Annotated in this window: 20 protein-coding genes and 2 tRNA genes; 18 read left to right on the top strand and 4 right to left on the bottom strand. The window is 69.6% G+C overall.

What is annotated here, in order from left to right; genetic code table 11:
- Positions 1 to 4 precede the first annotated feature (4 nt).
- Both AC5YDA_RS09605 and AC5YDA_RS09600 read right to left on the bottom strand, forming a co-directional pair.
- The gene (locus tag AC5YDA_RS09605) at positions 5 to 298 is read right to left on the bottom strand and encodes a hypothetical protein (RefSeq protein ID WP_496189155.1); all 294 of its coding nucleotides are present in this window, start codon (positions 296 to 298) and stop codon (positions 5 to 7) included.
- A 444-nt stretch (positions 299 to 742) separates the two neighbouring features.
- A tRNA-Pro gene (locus tag AC5YDA_RS09600) sits at positions 743 to 818 on the bottom strand.
- A gap of 71 nt (positions 819 to 889) precedes the next feature.
- Between AC5YDA_RS09600 and AC5YDA_RS09595 the strand changes: the two genes are divergently transcribed.
- The 6 genes from AC5YDA_RS09595 (at position 890) to clpX (ending at position 5,613) form a co-directional block, all read left to right on the top strand.
- Positions 890 to 1,153, top strand: a complete 264-nt coding sequence (locus AC5YDA_RS09595) for a hypothetical protein (RefSeq protein WP_496189154.1) — start codon at positions 890 to 892, stop codon at positions 1,151 to 1,153.
- 76 nt (positions 1,154 to 1,229) lie between these two features.
- A tRNA-Gly gene (locus AC5YDA_RS09590) sits at positions 1,230 to 1,300 on the top strand.
- Between the two features lie 45 nt (positions 1,301 to 1,345).
- Positions 1,346 to 2,860 carry a trigger factor gene (tig, locus tag AC5YDA_RS09585; protein ID WP_496189153.1) on the top strand — a complete coding sequence of 505 codons (1,515 nt, stop codon included), beginning with the start codon at positions 1,346 to 1,348 and terminating at the stop codon, positions 2,858 to 2,860.
- 148 nt (positions 2,861 to 3,008) lie between these two features.
- A complete protein-coding gene (locus AC5YDA_RS09580) occupies positions 3,009 to 3,623 on the top strand; it encodes an ATP-dependent Clp protease proteolytic subunit (protein ID WP_496189280.1) in 615 nt (204 codons plus the stop codon).
- Between the two features lie 26 nt (positions 3,624 to 3,649).
- Positions 3,650 to 4,294, top strand: a complete 645-nt coding sequence (locus tag AC5YDA_RS09575; protein ID WP_496189279.1) for an ATP-dependent Clp protease proteolytic subunit — start codon at positions 3,650 to 3,652, stop codon at positions 4,292 to 4,294.
- Between the two features lie 32 nt (positions 4,295 to 4,326).
- On the top strand, positions 4,327 to 5,613 hold the full coding sequence (gene clpX, locus AC5YDA_RS09570) for an ATP-dependent Clp protease ATP-binding subunit ClpX (RefSeq protein ID WP_496189152.1): 1,287 nt from the start codon (positions 4,327 to 4,329) through the stop codon (positions 5,611 to 5,613).
- A gap of 65 nt (positions 5,614 to 5,678) precedes the next feature.
- On the opposite strand, the gene valS is transcribed toward clpX, so the two are convergent.
- Positions 5,679 to 8,294: a valine--tRNA ligase gene (gene valS / locus AC5YDA_RS09565; protein WP_496189151.1), complete on the bottom strand. Its 2,616-nt coding sequence runs from the start codon at positions 8,292 to 8,294 to the stop codon at positions 5,679 to 5,681.
- Between the two features lie 79 nt (positions 8,295 to 8,373).
- On the opposite strand from valS, the gene AC5YDA_RS09560 reads away from it, so the two are divergent.
- The 11 genes from AC5YDA_RS09560 (at position 8,374) to AC5YDA_RS09510 (ending at position 19,822) form a co-directional block, all read left to right on the top strand.
- Positions 8,374 to 9,708, top strand: a complete 1,335-nt coding sequence (locus tag AC5YDA_RS09560) for a bifunctional folylpolyglutamate synthase/dihydrofolate synthase (protein ID WP_496189150.1) — start codon at positions 8,374 to 8,376, stop codon at positions 9,706 to 9,708.
- Positions 9,705 to 10,043, top strand: coding sequence for a DUF4233 domain-containing protein (locus AC5YDA_RS09555; RefSeq protein ID WP_496189149.1), 339 nt, complete (start codon positions 9,705 to 9,707; stop codon positions 10,041 to 10,043). Before AC5YDA_RS09560 ends, AC5YDA_RS09555 begins: the two co-directional genes overlap by 4 nt.
- Before the next feature lie 10 nt (positions 10,044 to 10,053).
- Complete coding sequence (ndk, locus tag AC5YDA_RS09550; protein WP_496189148.1) at positions 10,054 to 10,461, top strand: nucleoside-diphosphate kinase; 408 nt, start codon at positions 10,054 to 10,056, stop codon at positions 10,459 to 10,461.
- Between the two features lie 117 nt (positions 10,462 to 10,578).
- Positions 10,579 to 13,506, top strand: coding sequence for a Na+/H+ antiporter subunit A (locus tag AC5YDA_RS09545; RefSeq protein WP_496189147.1), 2,928 nt, complete (start codon positions 10,579 to 10,581; stop codon positions 13,504 to 13,506).
- On the top strand, positions 13,503 to 13,931 hold the full coding sequence (locus AC5YDA_RS09540; RefSeq protein ID WP_496189146.1) for a Na(+)/H(+) antiporter subunit C: 429 nt from the start codon (positions 13,503 to 13,505) through the stop codon (positions 13,929 to 13,931). Before AC5YDA_RS09545 ends, AC5YDA_RS09540 begins: the two co-directional genes overlap by 4 nt.
- Positions 13,928 to 15,454, top strand: a complete 1,527-nt coding sequence (locus tag AC5YDA_RS09535; protein WP_496189145.1) for a Na+/H+ antiporter subunit D — start codon at positions 13,928 to 13,930, stop codon at positions 15,452 to 15,454. Before AC5YDA_RS09540 ends, AC5YDA_RS09535 begins: the two co-directional genes overlap by 4 nt.
- Positions 15,451 to 16,044: a Na+/H+ antiporter subunit E gene (locus tag AC5YDA_RS09530; RefSeq protein WP_496189144.1), complete on the top strand. Its 594-nt coding sequence runs from the start codon at positions 15,451 to 15,453 to the stop codon at positions 16,042 to 16,044. The genes AC5YDA_RS09535 and AC5YDA_RS09530 overlap by 4 nt, the downstream gene beginning before the upstream one ends.
- Entirely contained in the window at positions 16,041 to 16,442 is a 402-nt protein-coding gene (locus AC5YDA_RS09525; protein ID WP_496189143.1) for an MrpF/PhaF family protein, read from the top strand. Before AC5YDA_RS09530 ends, AC5YDA_RS09525 begins: the two co-directional genes overlap by 4 nt.
- On the top strand, positions 16,435 to 16,836 hold the full coding sequence (gene mnhG, locus AC5YDA_RS09520) for a monovalent cation/H(+) antiporter subunit G (RefSeq protein ID WP_496189142.1): 402 nt from the start codon (positions 16,435 to 16,437) through the stop codon (positions 16,834 to 16,836). The genes AC5YDA_RS09525 and mnhG overlap by 8 nt, the downstream gene beginning before the upstream one ends.
- Positions 16,837 to 16,880: 44 nt before the next feature.
- Entirely contained in the window at positions 16,881 to 18,827 is a 1,947-nt protein-coding gene (locus AC5YDA_RS09515; protein WP_496189141.1) for a TIGR03960 family B12-binding radical SAM protein, read from the top strand.
- A 122-nt stretch (positions 18,828 to 18,949) separates the two neighbouring features.
- Complete coding sequence (locus AC5YDA_RS09510) at positions 18,950 to 19,822, top strand: PPK2 family polyphosphate kinase (RefSeq protein WP_496189140.1); 873 nt, start codon at positions 18,950 to 18,952, stop codon at positions 19,820 to 19,822.
- 74 nt (positions 19,823 to 19,896) lie between these two features.
- Here AC5YDA_RS09510 and AC5YDA_RS09505 read toward each other — a convergent pair whose 3' ends face one another.
- Complete coding sequence (locus AC5YDA_RS09505; RefSeq protein ID WP_496189139.1) at positions 19,897 to 20,886, bottom strand: malate dehydrogenase; 990 nt, start codon at positions 20,884 to 20,886, stop codon at positions 19,897 to 19,899.
- 130 nt (positions 20,887 to 21,016) lie between these two features.
- Here AC5YDA_RS09505 and AC5YDA_RS09500 point away from each other — a divergent pair, with 130 nt between their 5' ends.
- Positions 21,017 to 22,288, top strand: a complete 1,272-nt coding sequence (locus tag AC5YDA_RS09500; protein ID WP_496189138.1) for a histidine phosphatase family protein — start codon at positions 21,017 to 21,019, stop codon at positions 22,286 to 22,288.
- The last annotated feature ends 65 nt before the right edge of the window (positions 22,289 to 22,353 follow it).

Below are 22,353 nucleotides of genomic sequence, written 5' to 3'. Positions count from 1 at the left end.
GTGGCTACTGGATGGCGCGCGGAAGCCGGGTCGGACGCCCGCCCTGGAGCCTGGCCCGCCGGCGGAGGAAGCCGGCCGTGGCGACCACGGCACCGTTGAGGGCTGCAAAGCCACCGATGACCAAGCCCCGTGGGCGCGGCGCCTCGGGCTCGTCCTCACCGTGGGCCGCTCCGTGCTCGCCGCCGCCTGAGGCCTCGGAGTGGGCCGCGGCTCCCGTGTGGCCCACAGGCTCGGACGGTGAGGCAGCGGCGGACGCCGCCGCGGTGGCCGCCGGGGCCGCAGGGATTCCGTGGTCCATGCCAGGCATCGGCTGGGAATGGTCCACAGGACTGGGCGACGGGGTCGCGGCGGCGTGAGCAGCGGCGTCCTGGTGTTGGTGGGCGGTTTCAGCGTGGGCGGGCGTCGCGCCGCCGGCGGTGATCACCGCGGCGGCGCACACAGCGACGGCCGTCGCTCGGACATGTCTCATCAGGTCCTCGTGGTTCGGTGGGGCGTTGCCTGATTCTTCGGCGGCGCCGGGGCCCGGGAGGCCCGGTTCGTCGAACCGTGGGCAAACCTTGAGCAGACCTTGACCTGAACGTCGGCCGTCGCCGATGCCGACCGGGCCGTGCGCCACGCCGGGCAGGTGGTGGGGAGTGCGACGGTGATGGTCAGGTCGCTGCTCCTTGCTCTGGAGCCAAGGGCACGACGGGGGCGGGCCCCCACCTTCCGACTCGGAAGGTGCCCCCACGAGGTGGGGAAGTGGTCGGGGCGACAGGACTCGAACCTGCGGTCTCCTGCTCCCAAAGCAGGCGCGCTAGCCACTACGCTACGCCCCGGTGACTGGGCGATTCTATGCGGACCCGGGTCCCCCTGCCCAACCGGCGCCGCCTGGCGTACGGTGGGCGACATGTCTGACCGCGTGGCCGTCGCCTGGGATCCGGACGGTCCGTTGGCGGCGGACGTCCGGCTGTGGCTCCTGCAGCTGGGGGCCGATCCCGTGGATCGGGGTTCGCCTGCGGCGTCCGGGCTGCCGGCCGCACCACAGCACGCCGAGGTGGCACGGGAGGACGTGGGGCACTTCGTCCACGGGTTGAAGGGGACGGACCGCTCGCGGGCCGAACGCTTCGATGACCACGGCTCCAGCGAGAGTTGGCCGCGGGGAAGTTACTGATTCGGGGTGACGCGTGGGCTCAGTGTGCATCCGGGGCCGACGACCTTGTAGTCTGTAGCGGCGCGTGAGCGCGCACGCGGATGTAGCTCAATGGTAGAGCCCCAGTCTTCCAAACTGGCTACGCGGGTTCGATTCCCGTCATCCGCTCCGAAGGTTCAACCGAATCGTCGACCACACACAGGAGTCAACCAAGTGCCCAGCACCGTCGAGAAGCTCAGCCCCTCGCGGGTCAAGCTCACCATCGAGATCCCCTTTGCCGACCTCAAGCCGCACCTGGACAAGGCGTACAAGGACATCGCCACTCAGGTGAACATTCCCGGCTTCCGCAAGGGGAAGGTGCCCGCCGCGATCATCGATCAGCGCTTCGGGCGCGGCTCGGTGCTGCAGGAGGCCATCAACGCCGCCCTGCCGGATGCCTACGCCGCAGCTGTGGCCGAGAACGACCTGGTGCCCCTGGGGCAGCCCGACGTGGACGTGACCAAGCTGGAGGACAACGAGGTCGTCGAGTTCACCGCTGAGCTGGATGTCCGCCCCGACTTCGAGATGCCGGACTTCTCGACCCTCACCGCCGAGGTCGAGGCCGTGGCCGACGCGGACGACGAGGTCGCCGAGCGCATCAACGTCATGCGCCAGCGCTTCGCCACGCGCGCCGACAAGGACGGTGCGGCCGAGGACGGCGACATCGTCACCATCGACCTGATCGCGTCGAAGGACGGCGAGGAGATCGAGGACGGCTCCGCCCAGGGCCTCACCTACAAGGTCGGCTCGGGCGGCATGCTCGACGGCCTGGACGAGGCCGTGAGCGGCAAGAGCGCGGGCGACGAGGTCGAGTTCACCTCCGAGCTCGTCGGGGGCCCCGCCAAGGGTCAGCAGGCCGACATCAAGGTCACCATCACCAAGGTCCAGACCGAGACCCTGCCCGAGCTGGACGACGAGTTCGCCCAGATGGTGTCCGAGTTCGACACCGTCGACGAGATGAAGGCCGACCTGGCCGAGGCCGTCGCCCGCATGGCTCGCGTCGACCAGATCAATGCCGCGTCGGACAAGATCGTGGCCGACCTGGTCGCCAAGACCGAGTTCGAGTTGCCCGAGGCGCTCCTGAACACCGAGGTCGAGAACCGCAAGAAGCAGATCAGCGAGCAGCTCGCCCGCGCCGGCTACACGCTGGAGCGCTACCTCGAGGACACCGAGGAGGAGACCGCCACGAGCGAGGACGAGTTCTGGGCCCAGGTCGCCACCAACGCCGAGACGTCGCTGAAGGCGCAGATCATCCTCGACAAGCTGGCCGACGACCGTGAGGTCACCGTCACCCAGCAGGAGCTGACCGAGCTCATCTTCCGCCGTGCCCAGCAGTCCGGCACCTCCCCGGAGCAGGAGATGCAGCACATGATGGAGCACAACCACGCTCCGGAGTGGATGGGTGAGCTCCGTCGCGGCAAGATCCTCCGCGAGGTCGTCCTGGAGTCGACCGTGACCGACACCAACGGCAACGTCGTCAACGTCGCCGCGGTCCAGTCCGACGGCACCATCGACGAGTCGGTCGTGGCTCCCGAGAAGAAGGCCCCGGCCAAGAAGGCTGCGGCCAAGAAGGCCCCGGCGAAGAAGGCTCCCGCCAAGAAGAAGGCGGACGCCGAGGCCCAGGAGGCCCCGGCTGAGGACGCCGACGCCGAGGCCGCTCCGGCCGAGGACGCTCCGGCTGAGGCCTGAGCCACCGAGTCGAGAACGCGCGGTCCCCTCGGGGGCCGCGCGTTCCGCATCTACCGGCGGTTCCGCCCGTCTGCCTTGAGCGAACACCGGCCCCGCCCGCTCCGAATTGTCGGCGCCAGCGGGTAGCGTCTGGAACGTGACGGAAAACATGCTTCCCGGCCTGCGAGCCGCAGCCGGCCCCTCGGTGGCCGGCATGAGCGACTCGGTGTACCAGGCCCTCCTGGCCAACCGCATCGTCTTCCTCGGCTCCGAGGTCCGCGACGAGAACGCGAACGCGATCTGCGCCCAGTTGCTGCTGCTGAACGCGGAGGATCCTGAGAAGGACATCTACCTCTACATCAACTCCCCGGGTGGCTCGGTGACCGCCGGCATGGCGATCTACGACACCATGCAGTGGATCAGCAACGACGTCGCCACCGTCGCCATGGGCCTGGCCGCCTCGATGGGCCAGTTCCTGCTCAGCGCCGGTACCAAGGGCAAGCGCTACGCCCTCCCGCACGCGCGCATCATGATGCACCAGCCCTCCGGCGGCCTCGGCGGCACGGCGTCCGACATCAAGATCCTCGCCGAGCAGATCATCGCGACGAAGAAGGAGATGGCCGAGCTCATCGCCGAGCACACGGGGCAGCCCCTCGAGCAGATCGAGGCCGATTCCGATCGTGACCGCTGGTTCACCGCTCAGCAGGCCCTCGAGTACGGGTTCATCGACCACGTCTACGAGCGCGCCGCGCAGATCCCGGGCTCCGACGCCCCGAACCAGTGAGGACGGATCCCATGGACATCGCAGCAATGAACAAGATGCTCGCCGGCGGCGCCGCTCCGCAGGGCCCGATGATGGATTACTTCATCCCCCAGTGGGAGGAGCGCACCAGCTATGGCGTCCGCCGCGTCGACCCGTACACCAAGCTGTTCGAGGATCGCATCATCTTCCTCGGCACGCCGATCGTGGACGACATCGCCAACGCGGTGATGGCGCAGCTCCTCGTGCTCCAGTCGATGGATCCCGAGCGCCCGATCTCGATGTACATCAACTCCCCCGGTGGCTCGTTCACGGCGCTGACCGCCATCTACGACACCATGCAGTACATCAAGCCGGACGTGTCGACGGTCTGCCTCGGCCAGGCCGCCTCGGCCGCGGCCGTGCTGCTGGCCGCCGGCGCCAAGGGCAAGCGTTTCGCCCTGCCGAACAGCCGCATCCTGATCCACCAGCCCGCCACCGAAGGTGGCTACGGGCAGGGCTCCGACCTGGAGATCCAGGCCAAGGAGATCCTGCGCATCCGTTCGCTCATGGAGCAGATGCTCGCCGATGACACCGGCCAGCCGGTCGAGAAGATCAGCCGCGACATCGAACGTGACAAGTACCTGACCGCCGAGGAGGCCAAGGAGTACGGCATCATCGACGAGATCTTCACGTCGCTGAAGGACGTCGGCTGACGCCCGGCGTCTGACGAAGAAGGAGGAGAGGGATGGCGCGCATCGGGGAGACCTCCGACCTGCTCAAGTGCTCGTTCTGCGGAAAGAGCCAGAAGCAGGTGCGCAAGCTCATCGCCGGCCCGGGTGTCTACATCTGTGACGAGTGCATCGAGCTCTGCAACGAGATCATCGAGGAGGAGTTCTCCGAGGCGGCGGACGTCGGCCTGCTGGAGGAGCTTCCCAAGCCCCGCGACATCGTGTCGTTCCTCGACTCCTACGTCATCGGCCAGCCGACCGCGAAGAAGGCCCTCGCCGTGGCGGTGTACAACCACTACAAGCGCGTGCAGGCCCAGGCGAGCAGCCCGCGTCGGGCCGCGGAGGACGAGCTGGTGGAGCTCGGCAAGAGCAACATCCTCCTCATCGGTCCGACCGGCTGCGGCAAGACGTACCTGGCCCAGACCCTGGCCCGCATGCTCAACGTCCCGTTCGCGATGGCGGACGCCACGGCGCTGACCGAGGCCGGCTACGTGGGGGAGGACGTGGAGAACATCCTCCTCAAGCTGCTGCAGGCCGCTGACTTCGACGTGAAGAAGGCCGAGACCGGCATCATCTACATCGACGAGATCGACAAGGTGGCCCGCAAGAGCGAGAACCCGTCGATCACGCGCGACGTCTCCGGCGAAGGCGTCCAGCAGGCGCTCCTGAAGATCCTCGAGGGCACGACCGCGTCAGTGCCTCCGCAGGGGGGGCGCAAGCATCCCCACCAGGAGTTCATCCAGATCGACACGACGAACATCCTGTTCATCGTGGGCGGCGCGTTCGCCGGCCTGGAGGACATCATCAACGCCCGCATCGGCAAGCGACCGCTGGGCTTCAACAACGACCTCTCCGCCCGGCGCACGGACGGCAACCCGTTCGAGCAGGTCCGTCCCGAGGACCTGCACAAGTTCGGTCTGATCCCCGAGTTCATCGGCCGCCTGCCCATGATCTCGACGGTCAACCCGCTCGACCTCGACGCCATGGTCCGCATCCTGGTGGAGCCGCGCAACGCACTGACCAAGCAGTTCCGCAAGCTCTTCGAGCTGGACGGTGTGGACCTCGAGTTCACCGATGACGCGATCGCCGCCATCGCCGAACTCGCGCTGGCGCGCGGCATCGGCGCGCGTGGTCTCCGGTCGATCCTGGAGGAGATCCTGCTCAACGTGATGTTCCACGTCCCGTCCGACGACACCATCGGTCAGGTCGTGGTGACCGCCGAGGTCGTCCGCGACGGCGCGGAGCCCCGCATGCTCCCGCGGGCGGCCTCCTCGCGGAGTTCGCGCCGCAGCAAGTCGGCCTGAAGCCTTCCTGAAACCGCATCGTCCCCCTGACCCGACGGGTCAGGGGGACGATGGCGTCCGAGGTCCTACTCGGCGGTGGCGATGCGGGCCGTCACCATGAGCGTCTCCGCACCCTGCCAGGTGATCGGCGTGGTGATGCGCCCCACGGCCCGCAGGTCGGCCTCCACCGAGGTCAGCCGCTCGATCGCGGCGTCCGGCCCGGCCACGAGCGCCGACTCGAGTTCGGTCTTCATCGAGACCTTCGCGTTCGACTTCACGCCGCGGATGCCGATGAGGGCAGCCGAGACGTCGTCCAGCAGCGCCGCGTCACCACCGGACGGCAGCTCGGACGCCGTCGGCCAGGTGGCGTGGTGCACCGAGCCGGACTTCCACCACGACCAGACCTCCTCGGTGACGAACGGCATGAACGGGGCGAACAGACGCAGCAGCACGTCGAGCGCCAGCGCGAGGGCCGCACGGGCCGAGGCCTCACCCTCAACGCCCTGGGCGCCGTAGGCGCGCTCCTTCACCAGCTCGAGGTAGTCGTCACAGAACGTCCAGAAGAACTGCTCCGACACCTCCAGCGCCGCGGAGTAGTCGTAGGCCTCGAACGCCTTGGTCGCCTGCTCGACGACCTCGGCGAGGCGGGCCAGCATCGCGAGGTCGATCGGTGCGGTGACAGCCGCGGGGGAGAGGTCGACCGGGCCGGACGGTGCTGACTCCTGACCGAACCGCTCACCCTTGGCGATGCCCAGCACGAACTTCGACGCGTTGAGGATCTTCATCGCCAGCCGTCGGCCGACCTTCATCTGGGTCTCGTCGAAGGGCGAGTCCATGCCCGGACGCGCCATGGCGGCGCGCCAGCGCACGGCGTCCGCACCGAACTTGTCGAGGATCTCGGTCGGCACGACCACGTTGCCCTTCGACTTCGACATCTTCTTGCGGTCCGGATCCACCACGAAACCGGAGATCGTCGCGCGCTTCCACGGCAGGGTGTCGCTCTCTAGGTGGGAGCGGACGACGCGGCTGAACAGCCACGTGCGGATGATGTCGTGGGCCTGCGGTGCGATGTCCATCGGGAACGTGAGGTTCCACAGCTCCTCGTCGCGCTCCCAGCCGCAGGCGATCTGCGGGGTCAGTGACGAGGTGGCCCAGGTGTCCATGACGTCGGGGTCGCCGATGAAGCCGCCGGACACCCCCCGCTGGTCCTCGGTGTACCCGGGAGCGGGCTGGGAGGCCGGGTCGACGGGCAGGGATGCCTCGTCGGCCAGGATCGGCTCGTCGTAGTTCGGCTCCCCCTCGGCGTCCAGCGCGTACCAGACCGGGAACGGCACCCCGAAGAAGCGCTGGCGCGAGATCAGCCAGTCGCCGTTGAGGCCGTTGACCCAGTTGGAGTAACGGTGGCGCATGTGCTCGGGCACCCAGGCGAGTTCCTCGCCGCGGGCCAGCAGCTGCTGCTTGAGGGCCTCGTCGCGGCCGCCGTTGGTGATGTACCACTGGCGGGTCGACACGATCTCGAGCGGCTTGTCGCCCTTCTCGTAGAAGTTCGCCATGCGCTGCGTCGGCTTCGGCTCGCCGTCCAGGTCGCCGGACTCGCGCAGCAGGCCGACCATCGCCTCCCGGGCGCCGAACGTCGTCTTGCCGGCCAGGTGCGCGTACGGCTCACCGTGGGTGAGCCACTCGGGCGTCTCGGCGGCCAGCCGTCCGTCCCGCTGGAGCACCACGCGCGTGGGCAGGTTCAGTTCACGCCACCACAACACGTCGGTGAGGTCGCCGAAGGTGCAGACCATGGCGATGCCGGCGCCCTTGTCCTTCTCGGCGGCCGGATGTGCGAGCACCGGGATCTCCACCCCGAACACCGGCGAGGTCACCGTCGTGCCGAACATCCCTTGGTAGCGCTCGTCGTCGGGGTGGGCGACCAGCGCGCACACGCTGGGGATGAGCTCGGGACGGGTGGTCTCGATGTGGACGGGACCATCGGCGCCGTGGAAGGCGACACGGTGGTAGTGGCCCGGGTACTCACGGGCCTCGAGTTCGGCCTGGGCGACGGCGGTCTGGAAGGTGACGTCCCACATCGTCGGCGCCTCGGACAGGTAGGCCTCCCCGCGCGCGTGGTTGCGCAGGAACGCGCGCTGCGCGACCGCCTGGGACTCGTCCGAGATGGTGGCGTACAAGGTGTCCCAGTCCACCGACAGGCCGAGGGTGCGCCAGAGGTCCTCGAAGACCTGCTCGTCCACGGCCGTGAGCTCATGGCAGAGCTCGACGAAGTTGCGGCGGCTGATCGGCACCTGGCGCTTCGGATCCGGCTTGGCCGGGGGAGTGAACTCGGGGTCATAGGGCACGCTCGGGTCGCAGCGGACGCCGTAGTAGTTCTGGACGCGGCGCTCGGTCGGCAGGCCGTTGTCGTCCCACCCCATCGGGTAGAAGACGCGCTTGCCGGTCATGCGCTGGTAGCGCGCGATGAGGTCGGTGTGGGTGTAGGAGAACACATGGCCCACGTGCAGTGAACCGGACACGGTCGGCGGCGGGGTGTCGATGCTGAAGACCTGGTCGCGCGACTCGGGGCGGACGAAGGCGTAGGTGCCCTGGTCCTTCCAGCGGGCGGACCAGGTGTTCTCGAGGCCCTCCAGCACCGGACGATCCGGTACGACCCACGCCGACGGGGTCGACGTGGGCACGGACTGGATCGGCTGAGAAGTCATGGCGGCAATCGTAGTGCCAACGACCATCGGTCCCACATGGGGGCGTCCGGTGCGGGCTCCCCGGTAGGCTGGCCCCGCCATGACAACCCACGCCGAGATCTCCCGCGCCCTCCAGTCCCGCTGGCCGGAGCACCGCGTCGCCCCGAGCCTGAGCCGCATCCGGGCCCTGACCGACCTGCTCGGCGAGCCGCAGACGGGCTACCCGATCATCCAGGTGGCGGGCACGAACGGCAAGGGCAGCACCGCCATCATGATCGAGGCGCTGCTGCTCGCCCTCGGTCTCCGGGTGGGGCGCATCGCCTCCCCCCACCTGATGGACCTGACCGAGCGCATCAACATCGACGGCGAGCCGATGGCCGCCGACGCGTTCGACACGCTCGTGGGTGACGTCCTGCCCTTGGTCGAGATGGTCGACGCCCAGAAACTCGACGGCGTCGCGATGACGTTCTTCGAGGTGATGACGGGCCTGGCGTTCGAGGCGTTCGCGCAGGCCCCGGTCGACGTGGCGGTCGTCGAGGTCGGCCTGGGCGGCACGTGGGACGCCACCAGCGTGGCGGACGCCGACGTGGCCGTCGTGTGCCCCATCGACCTGGACCACACGCACCTGCTCGGGGACACCATCGAGCAGATCGCCGGTGAGAAGGCGGGCATCATCAAGCCCGGCTCGATCGCGGTCGTGGCCGGGCAGCAGCCCGAGGCGGACGCCGTCCTCGCCGCCCGCGCGGCGGAGGTGGGTTCCCGGATCCTGCGCGAGGGGGTGGACTTCGGCCTCATCGAACGCACGGTCGCCGTGGGTGGCCAGCTGATCCGGGTCGAGACCAGCAGCGGTCCAGCGCGGGACCTGTTCCTCCCCGTCCACGGTGAGCACATGGCGCGCAACGCCGCCCTGGCGGTGGCAGCGGTCGAGGCGTTCCTGGGTGGCAAACCGCTCCCGCACGACGTCATCGCCGAGGGGCTGTCCGCCGTCCGCGTGCCGGCACGCCTCGAGCGTGTCCGGACCGGACCGGCGATCGTTCTCGACACCTGCCACAACGTCCACGGCACCAGGGCCACGCTGGCCGGCCTGCGTGAGGCGTACGACTTCACCCCGCTCATCGCCGTGGTCGGCATGATGTCCGACAAGGACGTCGAGGGTGTCATCCACCTCATCTCCGAGGAGGCGACCACCATCGTCTGCACCCAGGTCGCGTCGACGGACCGTGGCATGCCCGCCGGGGAACTCGGCGAGATCGCGCGTGAGCACTTCACCGATGACAGCGTGCACGTCCGGGCCTCCCTGCCCGACGCCCTCGAACTCGCCGTGGCCCTGGCAGACGACGCCGGCGCCGGCGCCGGCATCCTCGTGGGGGGCTCTGTCATCCTGGCCGGCGAGGCATCCACCCTGTTGGTCCGCGACGAGGAGGACGAGCGATGAGGCTCACCGAGGGCAACGCCATGACCAAGACGCTGGCGCTGACGCTCATCTTCGAGGCGGTCGTCTTCGTCCTGGCCGTCCCGGGCATGATCCAGGTCAACGACATCCCCCTTGCCCTCGCGTTCGGAGGCGGTGGGGCGGCGGCGGTCCTGGCCCTCGTGGCGGGGGCCACGATCGGACGCCGCCCGATCGGGTGGCCGCTGGCGTGGCTGGCGCAAATCGCCGGCATGGCCCTCGGCCTGCTCACCCCCTGGATGTACGCCGTGGGTGGTGGCTTCGCCGCCCTGTTCGCCCTCGAGTTCTTCCTGGGCAAGAAGATGGAGCAGCCCCAGTAGGGTGTCGGGCATGACCGAACGTTCCCTCGTCCTGATCAAGCCGGACGCCGTCGCCCGCGGCCTCGTCGGCACCGTCCTGGCCCGCTACGAAGCCAAGGGGCTCACCCTCGCGGCCCTGGAGCTCCGGACGATCGACGTGGCCCTGTCCGACGAGCACTACGCCGAGCACCTGGAGCGTGCCTTCTACCCGGGGCTGCGTGACTTCATCACCTCCGGCCCGCTCGTCGCGCTCGTCCTCGAGGGGGAGCGGGCCATCGAGGCGGTTCGTTCCATCAACGGGGCCACCGACGGGGTCAAGGCGGCGCCCGGCACCATCCGGGGCGACCTGTGCCTGTCCGGTGCCCAGAACATCGTGCACGCCTCCGACTCCCCCGAGTCCGCCGCGCGCGAGATCGCGCTCTGGTTCCCCGGGTTGTGAGCGCCGAGGAGCTCCTGGCCCCGCCCCGCCCGTCATTCGGCCGTCCCGGGGTTGGGAGTTCCCAGTTGGTAGGGTGACGCTGCGTCCCCCGCACGATCCACCGAAAGGCGTGACCGCGTGCTCCTCAGCCTGATCGCCCTGCACTTCCTGTTGGGTATCACGGCGTCCTGGTGGGTACGGATCCTCGGGCGCAACGCTTGGTTGGTCGTGGCGATCGCGCCGGCGATCGGCGTCGGGTGGCTGCTGAGCATCGCCCCGACCATCACCTCCGGGGCCGCCGTGTTCGAGACGGCACCCTGGATCCGGGCGCTCTCGGTGGGCCTCACCTTCAACGTCGGCCTGTTGCAGTGGCTGCTCGCCCTGGTGGTCACCGGCATCGGCGTGCTCGTGCTGCTGTACTGCCGCTGGTACTTCGCCGACCCTCCGGCGCGGACCCTGGGCCTGCTGGTCGCGTTCGCGGGAGCCATGCTGGGGCTGGTCACCGCTGACGATCTCGTGCTGCTGTACGTCTTCTGGGAGCTCACCACGGTGTTCTCCTACCTGATGATCGGCCACGACTCCTCCAGGCGGGCGAACCGCGCCGCGGCCACGACCGCCCTCATCGTCACCACCACCGGCGGCCTGGCGATGCTGGTCGGCATCGTGACCTTCGGGTCGGTCACCGGCACCTTCCGCCTCGACGCCGTCCTCGCCGCCGCGCCCCAAGGGGGCGCCGCGACCGCAGCGGCCCTGCTCATGCTGGTCGGCGCCCTGGGGAAGTCGGCGCTGGCCCCCTTCCACTTCTGGCTGCCCGGCGCCATGGCCGCACCCACTCCGGTGTCGGCCTACCTGCACGCCGCGACGATGGTGAAGGCGGGTGTCTACCTCGTGGCGGCGCTCGCCCCGGTGTTCGCCGGCGTCCCGTTCTGGCGGGAAGCGATCTCCATCCTGGGCGCGACCACGATGATCCTGGGCGGCTGGCGTTCCCTGCGGCAGACCGACCTCAAGCTCCTGCTGGCCTACGGCACGGTCAGCCAGCTGGGCTTCATCATGATCCTCGTCGGCCTCGGCACGAAGGCCGCCGGACAGGCGGGCCTGGCGATGCTCCTGGCGCACGCCCTGTTCAAGGCCACGCTGTTCCTCACCGTCGGCGTGATCGACCACGCCACCGGCACCCGTGACATCACGAAGCTCACCCGGCTGGGACGACGCATGCCCGTCCTGGCCGTGACGGCCGGCCTGGCCGCGGCGTCCATGGCGGGGTTACCACCCCTGTTCGGGTTCGTGGCCAAGGAGGCGGCGCTGGACGCCCTCGTCCGGATCGCGCAGGGTGGCGATGGGACGCCGCTGCTGCCCGCACCCGCGTTCCTGCTCGCCGGCGCCGTGGCGGTCGGGTCGATGCTCACCGCCGCCTACTCGCTGCGCTTCTGGTGGGGTGCCTTCGGCACGCGCCGGCGCACCGTGACCCTCGAGGTCGCGCACGCCCCGGAGACGGGCTTCATCGCCGGCCCCGTCCTGCTCGGCGTGGCCGGCCTCGTGCTCGGCTTCCTGGGCCACCAGGTCACCGGCCTGCTCTCGAGCTACACCCGCAGCCTCACGGTGGGGTCCGAGCCGTCCGAACTGGCCCTGTGGCACGGCTTCTCGACCCCGCTCCTGCTCTCGGTGGTCGCCATCACGGGCGGTGTCCTGCTGTTCTGGCAGCGGGACGGCGTGGCCCGCGTCCAGGCGACCTTCCCGCAGGTCCCGGCGGCCAATGACTTCTACCGCTGGTCGATGCGCCTGCTCGACGTGATCGCCGTCGAGGTCACCGCCCGGGTCCAGCGAGGCTCGCTGGCGTCCTACCTCTCCACGATCCTGTCGGTGTTCGTCGTCGCCGTGGGTGGAACGCTGATCCTGATGCCGGTCTGGCCGGAGAACGCCGTCTGGTTCGACAACGTCGCGCAGGTGGGCGTCGGCCTGGTGACCGTCGTGGCCGCGGTGACACTGATCGGCGTGCGGGGACGTGTGCGCGCCATCATCACCGTGGGTGTGACGGGGTACGGCACGGCCCTCCTCTTCCTCCTGCACGGTGCCCCCGACCTCGCGCTCACCCAGGTCCTCATCGAGACCGCCTCCCTGCTGGTGTTCCTGCTGGTCCTGCGGACCCTGCCCAAGTACTTCACCGACCGGCCGCTGCACTCGTCCCGGTGGGTGCGGATGTTGCTGGCGGTGGCCGTGGGGGCGACGGTGAGCGCCTCGGTGCTCGTCGCCGCCGCTTCCCGGACGGCGGTACGCGCGTCGGCCGGCCTGGAGACGGCCGCCTACGAGTTCGGCTACGGCAAGAACATCGTCAACGTGATCCTCGTCGACACCCGCGCCTGGGACACCCTCGGCGAGCTCTCCGTGCTCGTGGTGGCCGCCACGGGCGTCGCGAGCCTGATCTTCCTCCGCTCGCGGGTGCCGCAGCGCCGGACGCGACGCATCGACGCGAGCACCAGCAGCGGCGCGTGGCTCCGCACGACGGGCAGCCTCAACCCCGCGGCCCGGTCGCTGGTGTTCGAGGTCACGACCCGCCTGCTGTTCGGCATCATGATCGTCGTCTCGATCTACCTGTTGACCGCGGGCCACAACCTGCCCGGCGGCGGCTTCGCCGGGGGTCTGGTGGCGGGCCTGGCCCTGGTCGTCCGGTACCTCGCAGCGGGCGGGCGCGAACTCGAGGACGCTGCCCCCGGCGACGCCGGTCGCGTCCTCGGCGCGGGCCTGTTCGTGTCCGTCGGCAGTGCGCTCGTGCCCTGGGCCTTCGGTGGGCGGATCTTCCAGAGCTATGACATCCACCTGACGATCCCCGGCCTGGACGCCGTGGCCACGCCCTGGGGTGTCGTCAACGCGGTCGGTGACCTGCACCTGGTGAGCTCCACCGTCTTCGACATCGGCGTGTACCTCGTCGTGCTCGGCATGATGCTCGACCTCGCGCGGAGCCTGGGCGCCGGCATCGACGTCCACGCGGAGGAGGAGCGGACGCCCCTGCCCAGGCCCGAGTCGACCACCGCACTTCCCGCCAGCGCACGCCGGGGGAACCGCCCGTGACCGGCAACGTGACCCTCGCGATCGTCGCCGGCGTGCTCATCGCGGCGGGCGTCTACCTTCTGACCGAGCGCTCCCTGACCCGCATCCTGGTCGGGGTGCTGGTGATGGGCAACGGTGTGAACGTGTTGTTCCTCATCGCGTCCGGGCCGGCGGGCCTGCCGCCCTTGATCGGGATGTTCGCCGCGGACAGGATGTCCGACCCCCTGCCCCAGGCCATGGTGCTGACCGCCATCGTCATCAACATGGCCGTGTCGGCATTCGTGGTGACGATGGCCTACCGGAGTTTCCAGCTCCACGGCAACGACGAGGTCTCGGATGACATCGAGGACCGGCGCATCCGCGAACTGGCCGAGCGCGACGACGTCTCGGACAGCTTCGAGGACATCCGCTTCAGCGACACGGGCGAGGACCGGGTGAGCGAATGAACAACCTGCTCACGATCCCCGTGCTGCTGCCGATGCTCGGCGCCGCGCTCACCCTCATGCTCGGCCGACGTCCGCGTGTCCAACGCCTGGTGTCGATCCTCGTCCTCATCGGCGTCGTCGCCGCGGCGGGGACGCTGGCGGTGCAGGCCCACTTCGAGGGTGTCCAGAGCCTGTGGGTGGGGGCCTGGCCGCAGGGCTTCGGCATCGCGCTCGTCGCGGACCGGCTCTCGGCGATCATGCTCACCGTCGCCGGCCTGGTGACCCTCGCCGTGCTCATCTTCTCGGCGGGACAGGAGGAGGACGAGGTCCGCAAGGAGACCCCCGTCTCCATCTTCCACCCGACCTTCCTGCTCATGTGCGCGGGCGTCTCCGACGCCTTCCTCGCCGGCGACCTGTTCAACCTGTTCGTCGGATTCGAGATCCTGCTGTTCGCCTCCTACGTGCTGCTGACGATGGGCGGAACCGCCTCGCGCATCCGCGCGGGCTCGATCTACGTGGTCGTGAACCTCCTCAGCTCCAGCCTGTTCCTCATCGCACTGGCCACGACGTACTCGGCCGTGGGCACCGTCAACCTGGCCCAGATGGCCCAGCGCATCCCGGGCCTGCCCGACGGCATCCAGGGGGCGATCCAGTTCATGCTCCTGGTGGTGTTCGCCATCAAGGCGGCCGTGTTCCCGCTGTCGGCGTGGTTGCCGGACTCCTACCCCACCGCGCCGGCGCCCGTCACCGCGGTGTTCGCGGGCCTGCTGACGAAGGTCGGCGTGTACGCGATCATGCGCACCCAGACGCTGTTGTTCCCGCACCGGCCGCTGACCGAGTTGCTGCTCCTGATCGCCCTGCTGACCATGGTCGTCGGCATCCTCGGCGCCATCGCGCAGGCCGACCTCAAGCGACTGCTCTCCTTCACGCTGGTCAGCCACATCGGGTTCATGGTGATGGGCATCGGCCTGGCCAGCATCGAAGGCCTGGCCGGGGCCATCTACTACACCGCCCACCACATCACCATCCAAGCGACGTTGTTCCTCGTCGCGGGGTTGGTCCAACGCGTCGGGAGCAGCAGCAACATCGACCGGCTGAGTGGCCTGATGACCACCTCGCCGCTCCTGGCGGCCCTGTTCATCGTTCCGGGCATGAACCTCGCCGGCATCCCGCCGTTCTCGGGCTTCATCGGCAAGCTGGGGCTGCTGCGGGCCGGCGTCGCAGCAGGCACCCCGTTGGCGTGGGCCCTCGTCGCCGGAAGCGTCCTGACCAGCCTCCTGACCCTGTACGCCATCGCCAAGGTCTGGAACCGCGCATTCTGGGGAACCCCCATCACCTACACGGCGGAGGAGATCGAGGAGGGGGAGGACCTGCACCCGGGTCGTCCGATGCCTCATGTCATGGTCGGTGCCACCGTCGCCCTCCTCGCCTTCAGCCTGTTGCTGACCCTCGTGGCCGGACCGTTCTACGCGTACACCTACGAGGCGGCACGGGCCCTTCTCGATGGGGCCTACGTCCACGCCGTCCTGACGGAGGTGCCATGACCGAGAAGGCGAACCGGAGCCAGACACCGCGTCAGCACCGGATCCGGTGGCAACCGCGCCAAGTGGTCGTGCTCGCCGTCGTCTGGCTGCTCCTGGTGGGGGACGTCAACCTCATCACGGTGGTCGGGGGCCTCCTGCTGGGCATCCTGGTCACCATCGTCTTCCCGCTCCCGTCGATCGAGTGGGCCGGACGCCTGCGGCCGTGGGGCGTCCTCACCCTCATGGTGCACCTGGTCAAGGACCTGGCGGTCGCGTCGTTCCGGTTGGCCGTGTTCGCGTTCGGGCGCGGCGTGCCGACACCGGGCATCGTCCGGATCGAGCTGCGGTCGGACAGCGACCTCTACCAGGTCAACGTCGCCGAGCTGGTGTCGGTCGTTCCCGGCACGATCGTCGTGGACGCCCGTCGCCGCAGCCGGACGCTCTACCTGCACGTCTTCGACCTGCCCGACCCGGAGCTCCGCAGCGAAGTCGTGCAGGACACGCTCGCGATCGAGAGGCGCGTCGTCCGCGCGATGGGCTCGAGGGCGGAGATCCAGGCCCTCGACCATCCGCAGCCCCGGGACGAGCCCGACTTCAAGGACGTGACATGATCCTCCTCACCCAGCTGTTCGTCGGCGCGTCGGGCGTGCTGCTGGCCATCGCCGCGCTGTTGGCGATGGCGCGCCTCGCCAAGGGACCGACGGGTCTGGACCGGGGCGTGGCCTCCGACGTGATCATCGCGGTCCTGACCGCCGCGGTCGCCACGTACGCGATCGCGACCCGGAACGGGGTCGCCCTGGTCATCATCCTGGTGTTGTCGCTGGTCGGCTTCACCACGGCCGTCGGCCTGGCTCGCCTGATCACCGGTACGTCGGCCCGCGAGCGCCGCTTCCTCGAGGCCGAGGCTCGGGCGGCCAACCTGACGCGTGAGCGGGCCGAGCGTGAGCGGGCCGAGCGCGCCGCCGAGGAGTCGGCCGGGCAGGCGGGGAAGGAGGGCACCCATGAATGAGGTCCTCGACCTGCTGGGCGCCCTGCTCCTGTTCGCGGGGGCGGTGTTCTGCGTGGCGGCGGCCGTCGGGGTGCTGCGCTTCCCCGACGTGTTGACCCGGCTGCACGCCGCCACGAAGCCCCAGGTCTTCGGGCTCATGCTGGTCCTCAGCGGCGTGGCGCTCACGCTGCGTACCTGGCACGTGGTCCTCCTCGCCCTGTTCACCATCGCGCTGCAGATTCTGACCGCGCCGGTCTCCGGCCACATGATGGCGCGCACCGCCTACCGCACCGACCAGTGGGACGACCAGCATGCATCGATCGATGAACTGGCCGATGACCTGGAAGCGGCCGGGTTCCGCAACGTCACCGAGGACGACGGCAACCCTGCGGGGGGCCGGGACCACCTCGTCTGAGGCCCTTGATGTGCCGGTGCCGGACTCCTTTACCATGGAGTCCCATGACTGTTGACGCGCGCACCAGCCCCGACTCGCTGTTCCCCCGGCTCGAGCCGCTGCTCGCGCGCGCGAGCAAGCCGATCCAGTACGTCGGCGGTGAGGTCAACTCCATCAGCAAGGAGTGGGACGACACCGAGGTCCGTTGGGCCCTCATGTATCCCGACGCCTACGAGATCGGGCAGCCGAACCAGGGCGTCGCGATCCTGTACGAGATCCTCAACGAGCGCGACTGGCTGCTGGCCGAGCGCACGTACGCCATCTGGCCCGACCTGGCCGGGATGATGCGGACGGCGGGGATCCCGCAGTTCACGCTCGACAACCACCGGCCCGTGCGCGCGTTCGACGTGCTCGGCCTCTCGTTCTCGACCGAGCTCACGTACACCAACATGCTCGCGGCCATCGACCTGTCCGGCATCCCCCTGCACGCCGAGGATCGGACCATCGACGACCCGATCGTCATCGCCGGCGGGCACGCGGCGTTCAACCCGGAGCCCATCGCGTCCTTCATCGACGCCGCCGTGGTCGGCGACGGTGAGGAGGCGTCCCTGCGCGTCAGCGAGATCATCCGGCAGTGGAAGGCGGACGGACGCGAGGGTGGCCGCGACGGCCTGCTGCTGCGCCTGGCGTCCGACGGGGTGGTGTACGTCCCCCGCTTCTACGACGTGACCTACCTCCCGGACGGGCGGATCCAACGCGTCGCGCCGAACCGTCCGGGCGTCCCGTTCAGCGTCGCGAAGCACACGCTGATGGACCTCGACGCCTGGCCCTACCCCAAGGCGCCGATCGTCCCCATCGCCGAGACCGTCCACGAGCGCTACTCGGTGGAGATCTTCCGCGGCTGCACGCGCGGTTGCCGCTTCTGCCAGGCGGGCATGATCACGCGTCCCGTCCGTGAGCGGAACATCGAGACCATCGGCACCATGGTCGCCGGCGGCCTCCAGGCGACGGGCCTGGAGGAGGTCGGCCTGCTGTCGCTGAGTTCGGCGGACCACTCCGAGATCGCCGAGGTGACCAAGGAACTGGCCGATCGTTACGACGGCACCAATGTGTCGCTGTCGTTGCCCTCGACCCGCGTGGACGCGTTCAACATCGACCTGGCCAACGAACTGTCCCGCAACGGCCGACGCTCGGGCCTCACGTTCGCGCCGGAGGGCGGTTCGGAGCGGATGCGCAAGGTCATCAACAAGATGGTCACCGAGGACGACCTGATCCAGACGGTGGCGACCGCCTTCGGCAACGGCTGGCGCAACGTGAAGCTCTACTTCATGTGCGGATTGCCGACCGAGACGGACGAGGACGTGCTGGCCATCGCCGACATGGCCGCTCGGGTCATCGAGACCGGACGCCAGGCCGCGGGCACGCGCGACATCCGCTGCACCGTGTCCATCGGTGGGTTCGTGCCGAAGCCGCACACGCCGTTCCAGTGGGCCGCACAGGCCTCAGCCGAGACCATCGACCAGCGGCTGTTCGCGCTGCGTGACAAGATCCGCTCCGACAAGAAGTACGGCCGGGCGATCGGCATGCGGTACCACGACGGGCGGCCCGGCATCATCGAGGGGCTGCTGTCGCGCGGGGACCGCCGCGTCGGCGCGGTGATCGAGGAGGTCTGGCGCCGGGGCGGCCAGTTCGACGGGTGGAGCGAACACTTCAGCTACGACCGCTGGGTCGCCGCGTGTGAGACCGCGCTGGCCGGCACCGGGGTCGACCTCGACTGGTACACCACGCGTGAGCGCGAGTACGCCGAGGTGCTCCCCTGGGACCACCTGGACTCCGGCCTCGACCGCGACTGGCTGTGGGAGGACTGGCAGGACGCCCTCGACGAGCAGCCGGTCGAGGACTGCCGGTGGACGCCGTGCTACGACTGCGGCGTGTGCCCCCAGATGGACACCGAGATCCAGATCGGCCCCACCGGCAAGCACCTGCTCCCCATCACCCCGGTGAGCCGCTGAACGAGCGACGTGGGTCCTTCGGCGGAGGCACGCCGGACGACGGTGCGGGGCGGCCCGGCAGGCGCGTCCCTCCTTGTGTAGGTTGAGGGGATCATCACGCCGCCACGCGAGGAGGGTTCCCCATGACATCCCACAAGAAATCTTGGACCCAGGACCCGCGCGAGGCGCTGCGGGCGGGCCCGGACTTCGACCTGGCCTCCTTCGACCGCAACGGGCACCCGGGCTGGGGCGGTGACAGGGCCGAGGGCGAGCACTTCATGAAGCGCCGGGGCGAGCAGATGTCCGAGTTGCAGGAGCGACTCTTCGCCGAGGGGCGCGCCGGCGGCTCCCGCTCGGTGTTGCTCGTGCTCCAGGGGCTGGACACAGCGGGGAAGGGGGGGATCGTCCGCCACGTGATGGGCATGGTCGACCCCCAGGGCGTGGAGACGGCGTCCTTCGGCGTCCCGACCCAGGAAGAACTCGCCCACCACTTCCTCTGGCGCATCGAGCGGGAGCTGCCGCCGGCGGGAAGGCTCGGTGTGTTCGACCGGAGCCACTACGAGGACGTCCTCGTCGTGCGCGTCGACGGGCTGGTGCCCGAGAAGGTGTGGCGTCCCCGGTACGAGGAGATCAACGCCTGGGAGAAGAGGCGCGTCGACGCGGGCACGACGATCATCAAGGTGGCGCTCATGGTGTCCTGGGAGGAACAGGGCGGACGCCTCCGGAAGCGCCTGGACCGCCCCGACAAGCACTGGAAGTTCAACCCGGGGGACATCAGGACCCGGGGCAAGTGGTCGGCGTTCCAGGCGGCCTACGAGGACGTGTTCAGGTACACCTCGACCGACCACGCGCCCTGGTACGTCGTGCCCGCCGACAAGAAGTGGTATTCCCGCCTCGCCGTGACCGAGATCGTCACGCGCACCCTGGAGGACCTTGCGCCGCAGTGGCCCGCCGCCGACTTCGACGTCGATGAGATGCGCAGGGCGCTGGACGCCCTCGACGACCAGCACCGCTGACCCGGCAACGACGAGGCCGCCCTCCCCGGTGGGGGAGGGCGGCCTCTGCCGGGTCCCGGGCGTCCGGGTTCGGGTCAGATGAGCCCGAGTTCCTTGACCGCAGCCTGCTCCTCGACCAGCTCGGCGACCGAGGCGTCGATCCTGGAGCGCGAGAACTCGTTGACGTCGAGGCCCTGGACGATCTCGTACGCCCCGTTCTTCACGACGCAGGGGAAGGACGAGATGATGCCCTCCTGGACGCCGTAGGAGCCGTCCGAGGGAACGGCCATGGAGACCCAGTCGCCATCCGGGGTGCCGAGGACCCAGTCGCGCATGTGCTCGATGGTCGCGTTGGCGGCCGATGCGGCCGACGACGACCCGCGGGCGGCGATGATCGCGGCGCCGCGCTTGGCGACGGTGGGGATGAAGTCGTTCTCCAGCCAGGCCTGGTCGTTGACCAGCTCGGCGGCGGACTTGCCGTTGACCTCGGTGTTGAACAGGTCGGGGTACTGCGTGGCGGAGTGGTTGCCCCAGATCGTCATCTTCTTGATCTCGGTGACGGGCACGCCGAGCTTGGCCGCCAGCTGCGAGATGGCGCGGTTGTGGTCCAGGCGCGTGAGGGCGTTGAAGCGCTCCTGGGGGATGTCGGGGGCGTTGCTCATCGCGATGAGGGCGTTCGTGTTGGCCGGGTTGCCGGTGACGAGGACCTTGATGTCATCGGCGGCCACGTCGTTGAGGGCCTTGCCCTGGGCCGTGAAGATCGCGCCGTTGGCCGACAGCAGGTCGCCGCGCTCCATGCCGGCGGTCCGGGGGCGGGCGCCGACCAGCATGGCGAGGTTCGCGCCCTCGAAGACCTTGGTCGGGTCATCGCCGATCTCGACGCCGGCCAGCGTCGGGAAGGCGCAGTCGTCCAGCTCCATCACGACACCCTCGAGGGCCTTCAGGGCCGGGGTGATCTCCAGCAGGCGGAGTTCGATGGGGGTGTCCGGGCCCAGCAGCGCGCCGCTGGCGATGCGGAACAGCAGGCTGTAGCCGATCTGGCCTGCGGCGCCGGTGACGGCAACCTTGACGGGGGCATTGCTCATGATTCCTCCACTTTGAGACGGCTTCGGGGCTGACCCTGTGCATCCCCGAACCTAGCACCCACGGCCTCGGCGCCACACCTCGGGACGGCCTGTCCACCAGCCGTTGGACGCCGAGATCTAGGGTGGTTCCATGCGCCTCTACCTCGTCCGCCACGGTCGCACTCCCAGCAACGTGGCACGCCTCCTCGACACGGCGATTCCCGGGGCCGACCTCGACGCGACGGGCCGCGAACAGGCCCGCACCCTCGTCGGGCGCCTCGCCGGCCACCGCATCGACGCCGTGTACGCCTCCGACCTCGTCCGCACCCAGCAGACGCTCGCCCCGCTGGCCGCCGATCGCGGGCTCGAGGTGGGGATCCTCGGCGGGTTGCGCGAGATCCAGGCGGGGGACGACGAGATGTCCCCGCTCTGGGACCGCTACATCGGGGCGCTCAAGTCCTGGGGAGAGGGCAACCCCACCGCGAGCGTCCCCGGAGGGGAGGACGCGGACGCCTTCTTCGCCCGCTACGACGCCGCCATCGCCGAGGTCGCGGCCGCCGGGCACGAGGCGGCGCTGCTGGTCAGCCACGGTGCGGCGCTGCGGATGTGGATCGCCGCGCGGGTGCAGGGCATCGACCTGGCCGAGGTGGTCGGACGCCGCCTCGGCAACACGACCGTGGTGACGTTGGATGGGGACCCCGAGTCGGGGTGGACGTTCGTGGGGTGGGACGAGATCGAGGAGCCGGACGAGTGGCCCGCCGCGCCGACACCCACGCCGGAGTTCGTGGAGCTGTCGAGCCAGGAGGCGAGCGCTGCGGCTCCCGGCTGGCGCTACCTCCTCGGTCGCCTGCACCTCACCGTCGACTGGTCCTCCTTCGCCGGGGCTGCAGCCTTCGTCTCGGCCGTGGCCGAGGTCGCCGAGGCCATGGACCACCATCTGGAGGTCGACCTGCGGCGCGAGCGCGTGCACCTCGCGGTGGGCTCGTACGAGATGGACGCCGTCACCGGCGTCGACGTGCACCTGGCCAACCGGGTGTCCGTGCTGGTCCACCAGCGCGGGGGACGGCCTGTCCCGACGGCCCTCACCGAGTTGGAGATCGCGATCGACACGATGGATGCCGGCGCGATCCTGCCCTTCTGGGCGGCCGTGCTCGGCTATGAACCTGACGGCGACCGGGCGCTCGTCGATCCGCAGCGGATCGGCCCCGGCGTCTGGTTCCAACAGTTGGGCGTGCCGCGTCCCGTCCGCAACCGGATCCACCTGGACGTGACGGTCGCGCACGACGTCGCCGAGCAACGCATCGCTGCGGCGTTGGCGTCCGGAGGGCGAGTGGTGTCCGACGCGAACGCCCCCGCGTTCACCACGCTCGCGGACGCCGACGGCAATGAGGCCTGCGTGTGCACCTGGCAGGGCCGCGACTGACGGTCCGGGACGCAGCTCGCCCGCAACGGCGACACACCCCACCGGGGCCCATCGGACAGCTGTCC

It is taken from the genome of Propioniciclava sp. LT294 (assembly GCF_059516005.1).
Note: the sequence above shows the minus strand (reverse complement) of the source record. Positions and strands in the feature narration are given on the sequence as shown.

Bases quoted from the DNA above. Each gene is read 5' to 3' on its own strand.
- AC5YDA_RS09605 (WP_496189155.1), bottom strand. From the start codon at position 298: ATGGACCACGGAATCCCTGCGGCCCCGGCGGCCACCGCGGCGGCGTCC.
- AC5YDA_RS09595 (WP_496189154.1), top strand. From the start codon at position 890: ATGTCTGACCGCGTGGCCGTCGCCTGGGATCCGGACGGTCCGTTGGCG.
- AC5YDA_RS09580 (WP_496189280.1), top strand. From the start codon at position 3,009: ATGCTTCCCGGCCTGCGAGCCGCAGCCGGCCCCTCGGTGGCCGGCATG.
- AC5YDA_RS09575 (WP_496189279.1), top strand. From the start codon at position 3,650: ATGAACAAGATGCTCGCCGGCGGCGCCGCTCCGCAGGGCCCGATGATG.
- clpX (WP_496189152.1), top strand. From the start codon at position 4,327: ATGGCGCGCATCGGGGAGACCTCCGACCTGCTCAAGTGCTCGTTCTGC.
- valS (WP_496189151.1), bottom strand. From the start codon at position 8,294: ATGACTTCTCAGCCGATCCAGTCCGTGCCCACGTCGACCCCGTCGGCG.
- AC5YDA_RS09560 (WP_496189150.1), top strand. From the start codon at position 8,374: ATGACAACCCACGCCGAGATCTCCCGCGCCCTCCAGTCCCGCTGGCCG.
- AC5YDA_RS09555 (WP_496189149.1), top strand. From the start codon at position 9,705: ATGAGGCTCACCGAGGGCAACGCCATGACCAAGACGCTGGCGCTGACG.
- ndk (WP_496189148.1), top strand. From the start codon at position 10,054: ATGACCGAACGTTCCCTCGTCCTGATCAAGCCGGACGCCGTCGCCCGC.
- AC5YDA_RS09535 (WP_496189145.1), top strand. From the start codon at position 13,928: ATGAACAACCTGCTCACGATCCCCGTGCTGCTGCCGATGCTCGGCGCC.
- AC5YDA_RS09530 (WP_496189144.1), top strand. From the start codon at position 15,451: ATGACCGAGAAGGCGAACCGGAGCCAGACACCGCGTCAGCACCGGATC.
- AC5YDA_RS09525 (WP_496189143.1), top strand. From the start codon at position 16,041: ATGATCCTCCTCACCCAGCTGTTCGTCGGCGCGTCGGGCGTGCTGCTG.
- mnhG (WP_496189142.1), top strand. From the start codon at position 16,435: ATGAATGAGGTCCTCGACCTGCTGGGCGCCCTGCTCCTGTTCGCGGGG.
- AC5YDA_RS09515 (WP_496189141.1), top strand. From the start codon at position 16,881: ATGACTGTTGACGCGCGCACCAGCCCCGACTCGCTGTTCCCCCGGCTC.
- AC5YDA_RS09510 (WP_496189140.1), top strand. From the start codon at position 18,950: ATGACATCCCACAAGAAATCTTGGACCCAGGACCCGCGCGAGGCGCTG.
- AC5YDA_RS09505 (WP_496189139.1), bottom strand. From the start codon at position 20,886: ATGAGCAATGCCCCCGTCAAGGTTGCCGTCACCGGCGCCGCAGGCCAG.
- AC5YDA_RS09500 (WP_496189138.1), top strand. From the start codon at position 21,017: ATGCGCCTCTACCTCGTCCGCCACGGTCGCACTCCCAGCAACGTGGCA.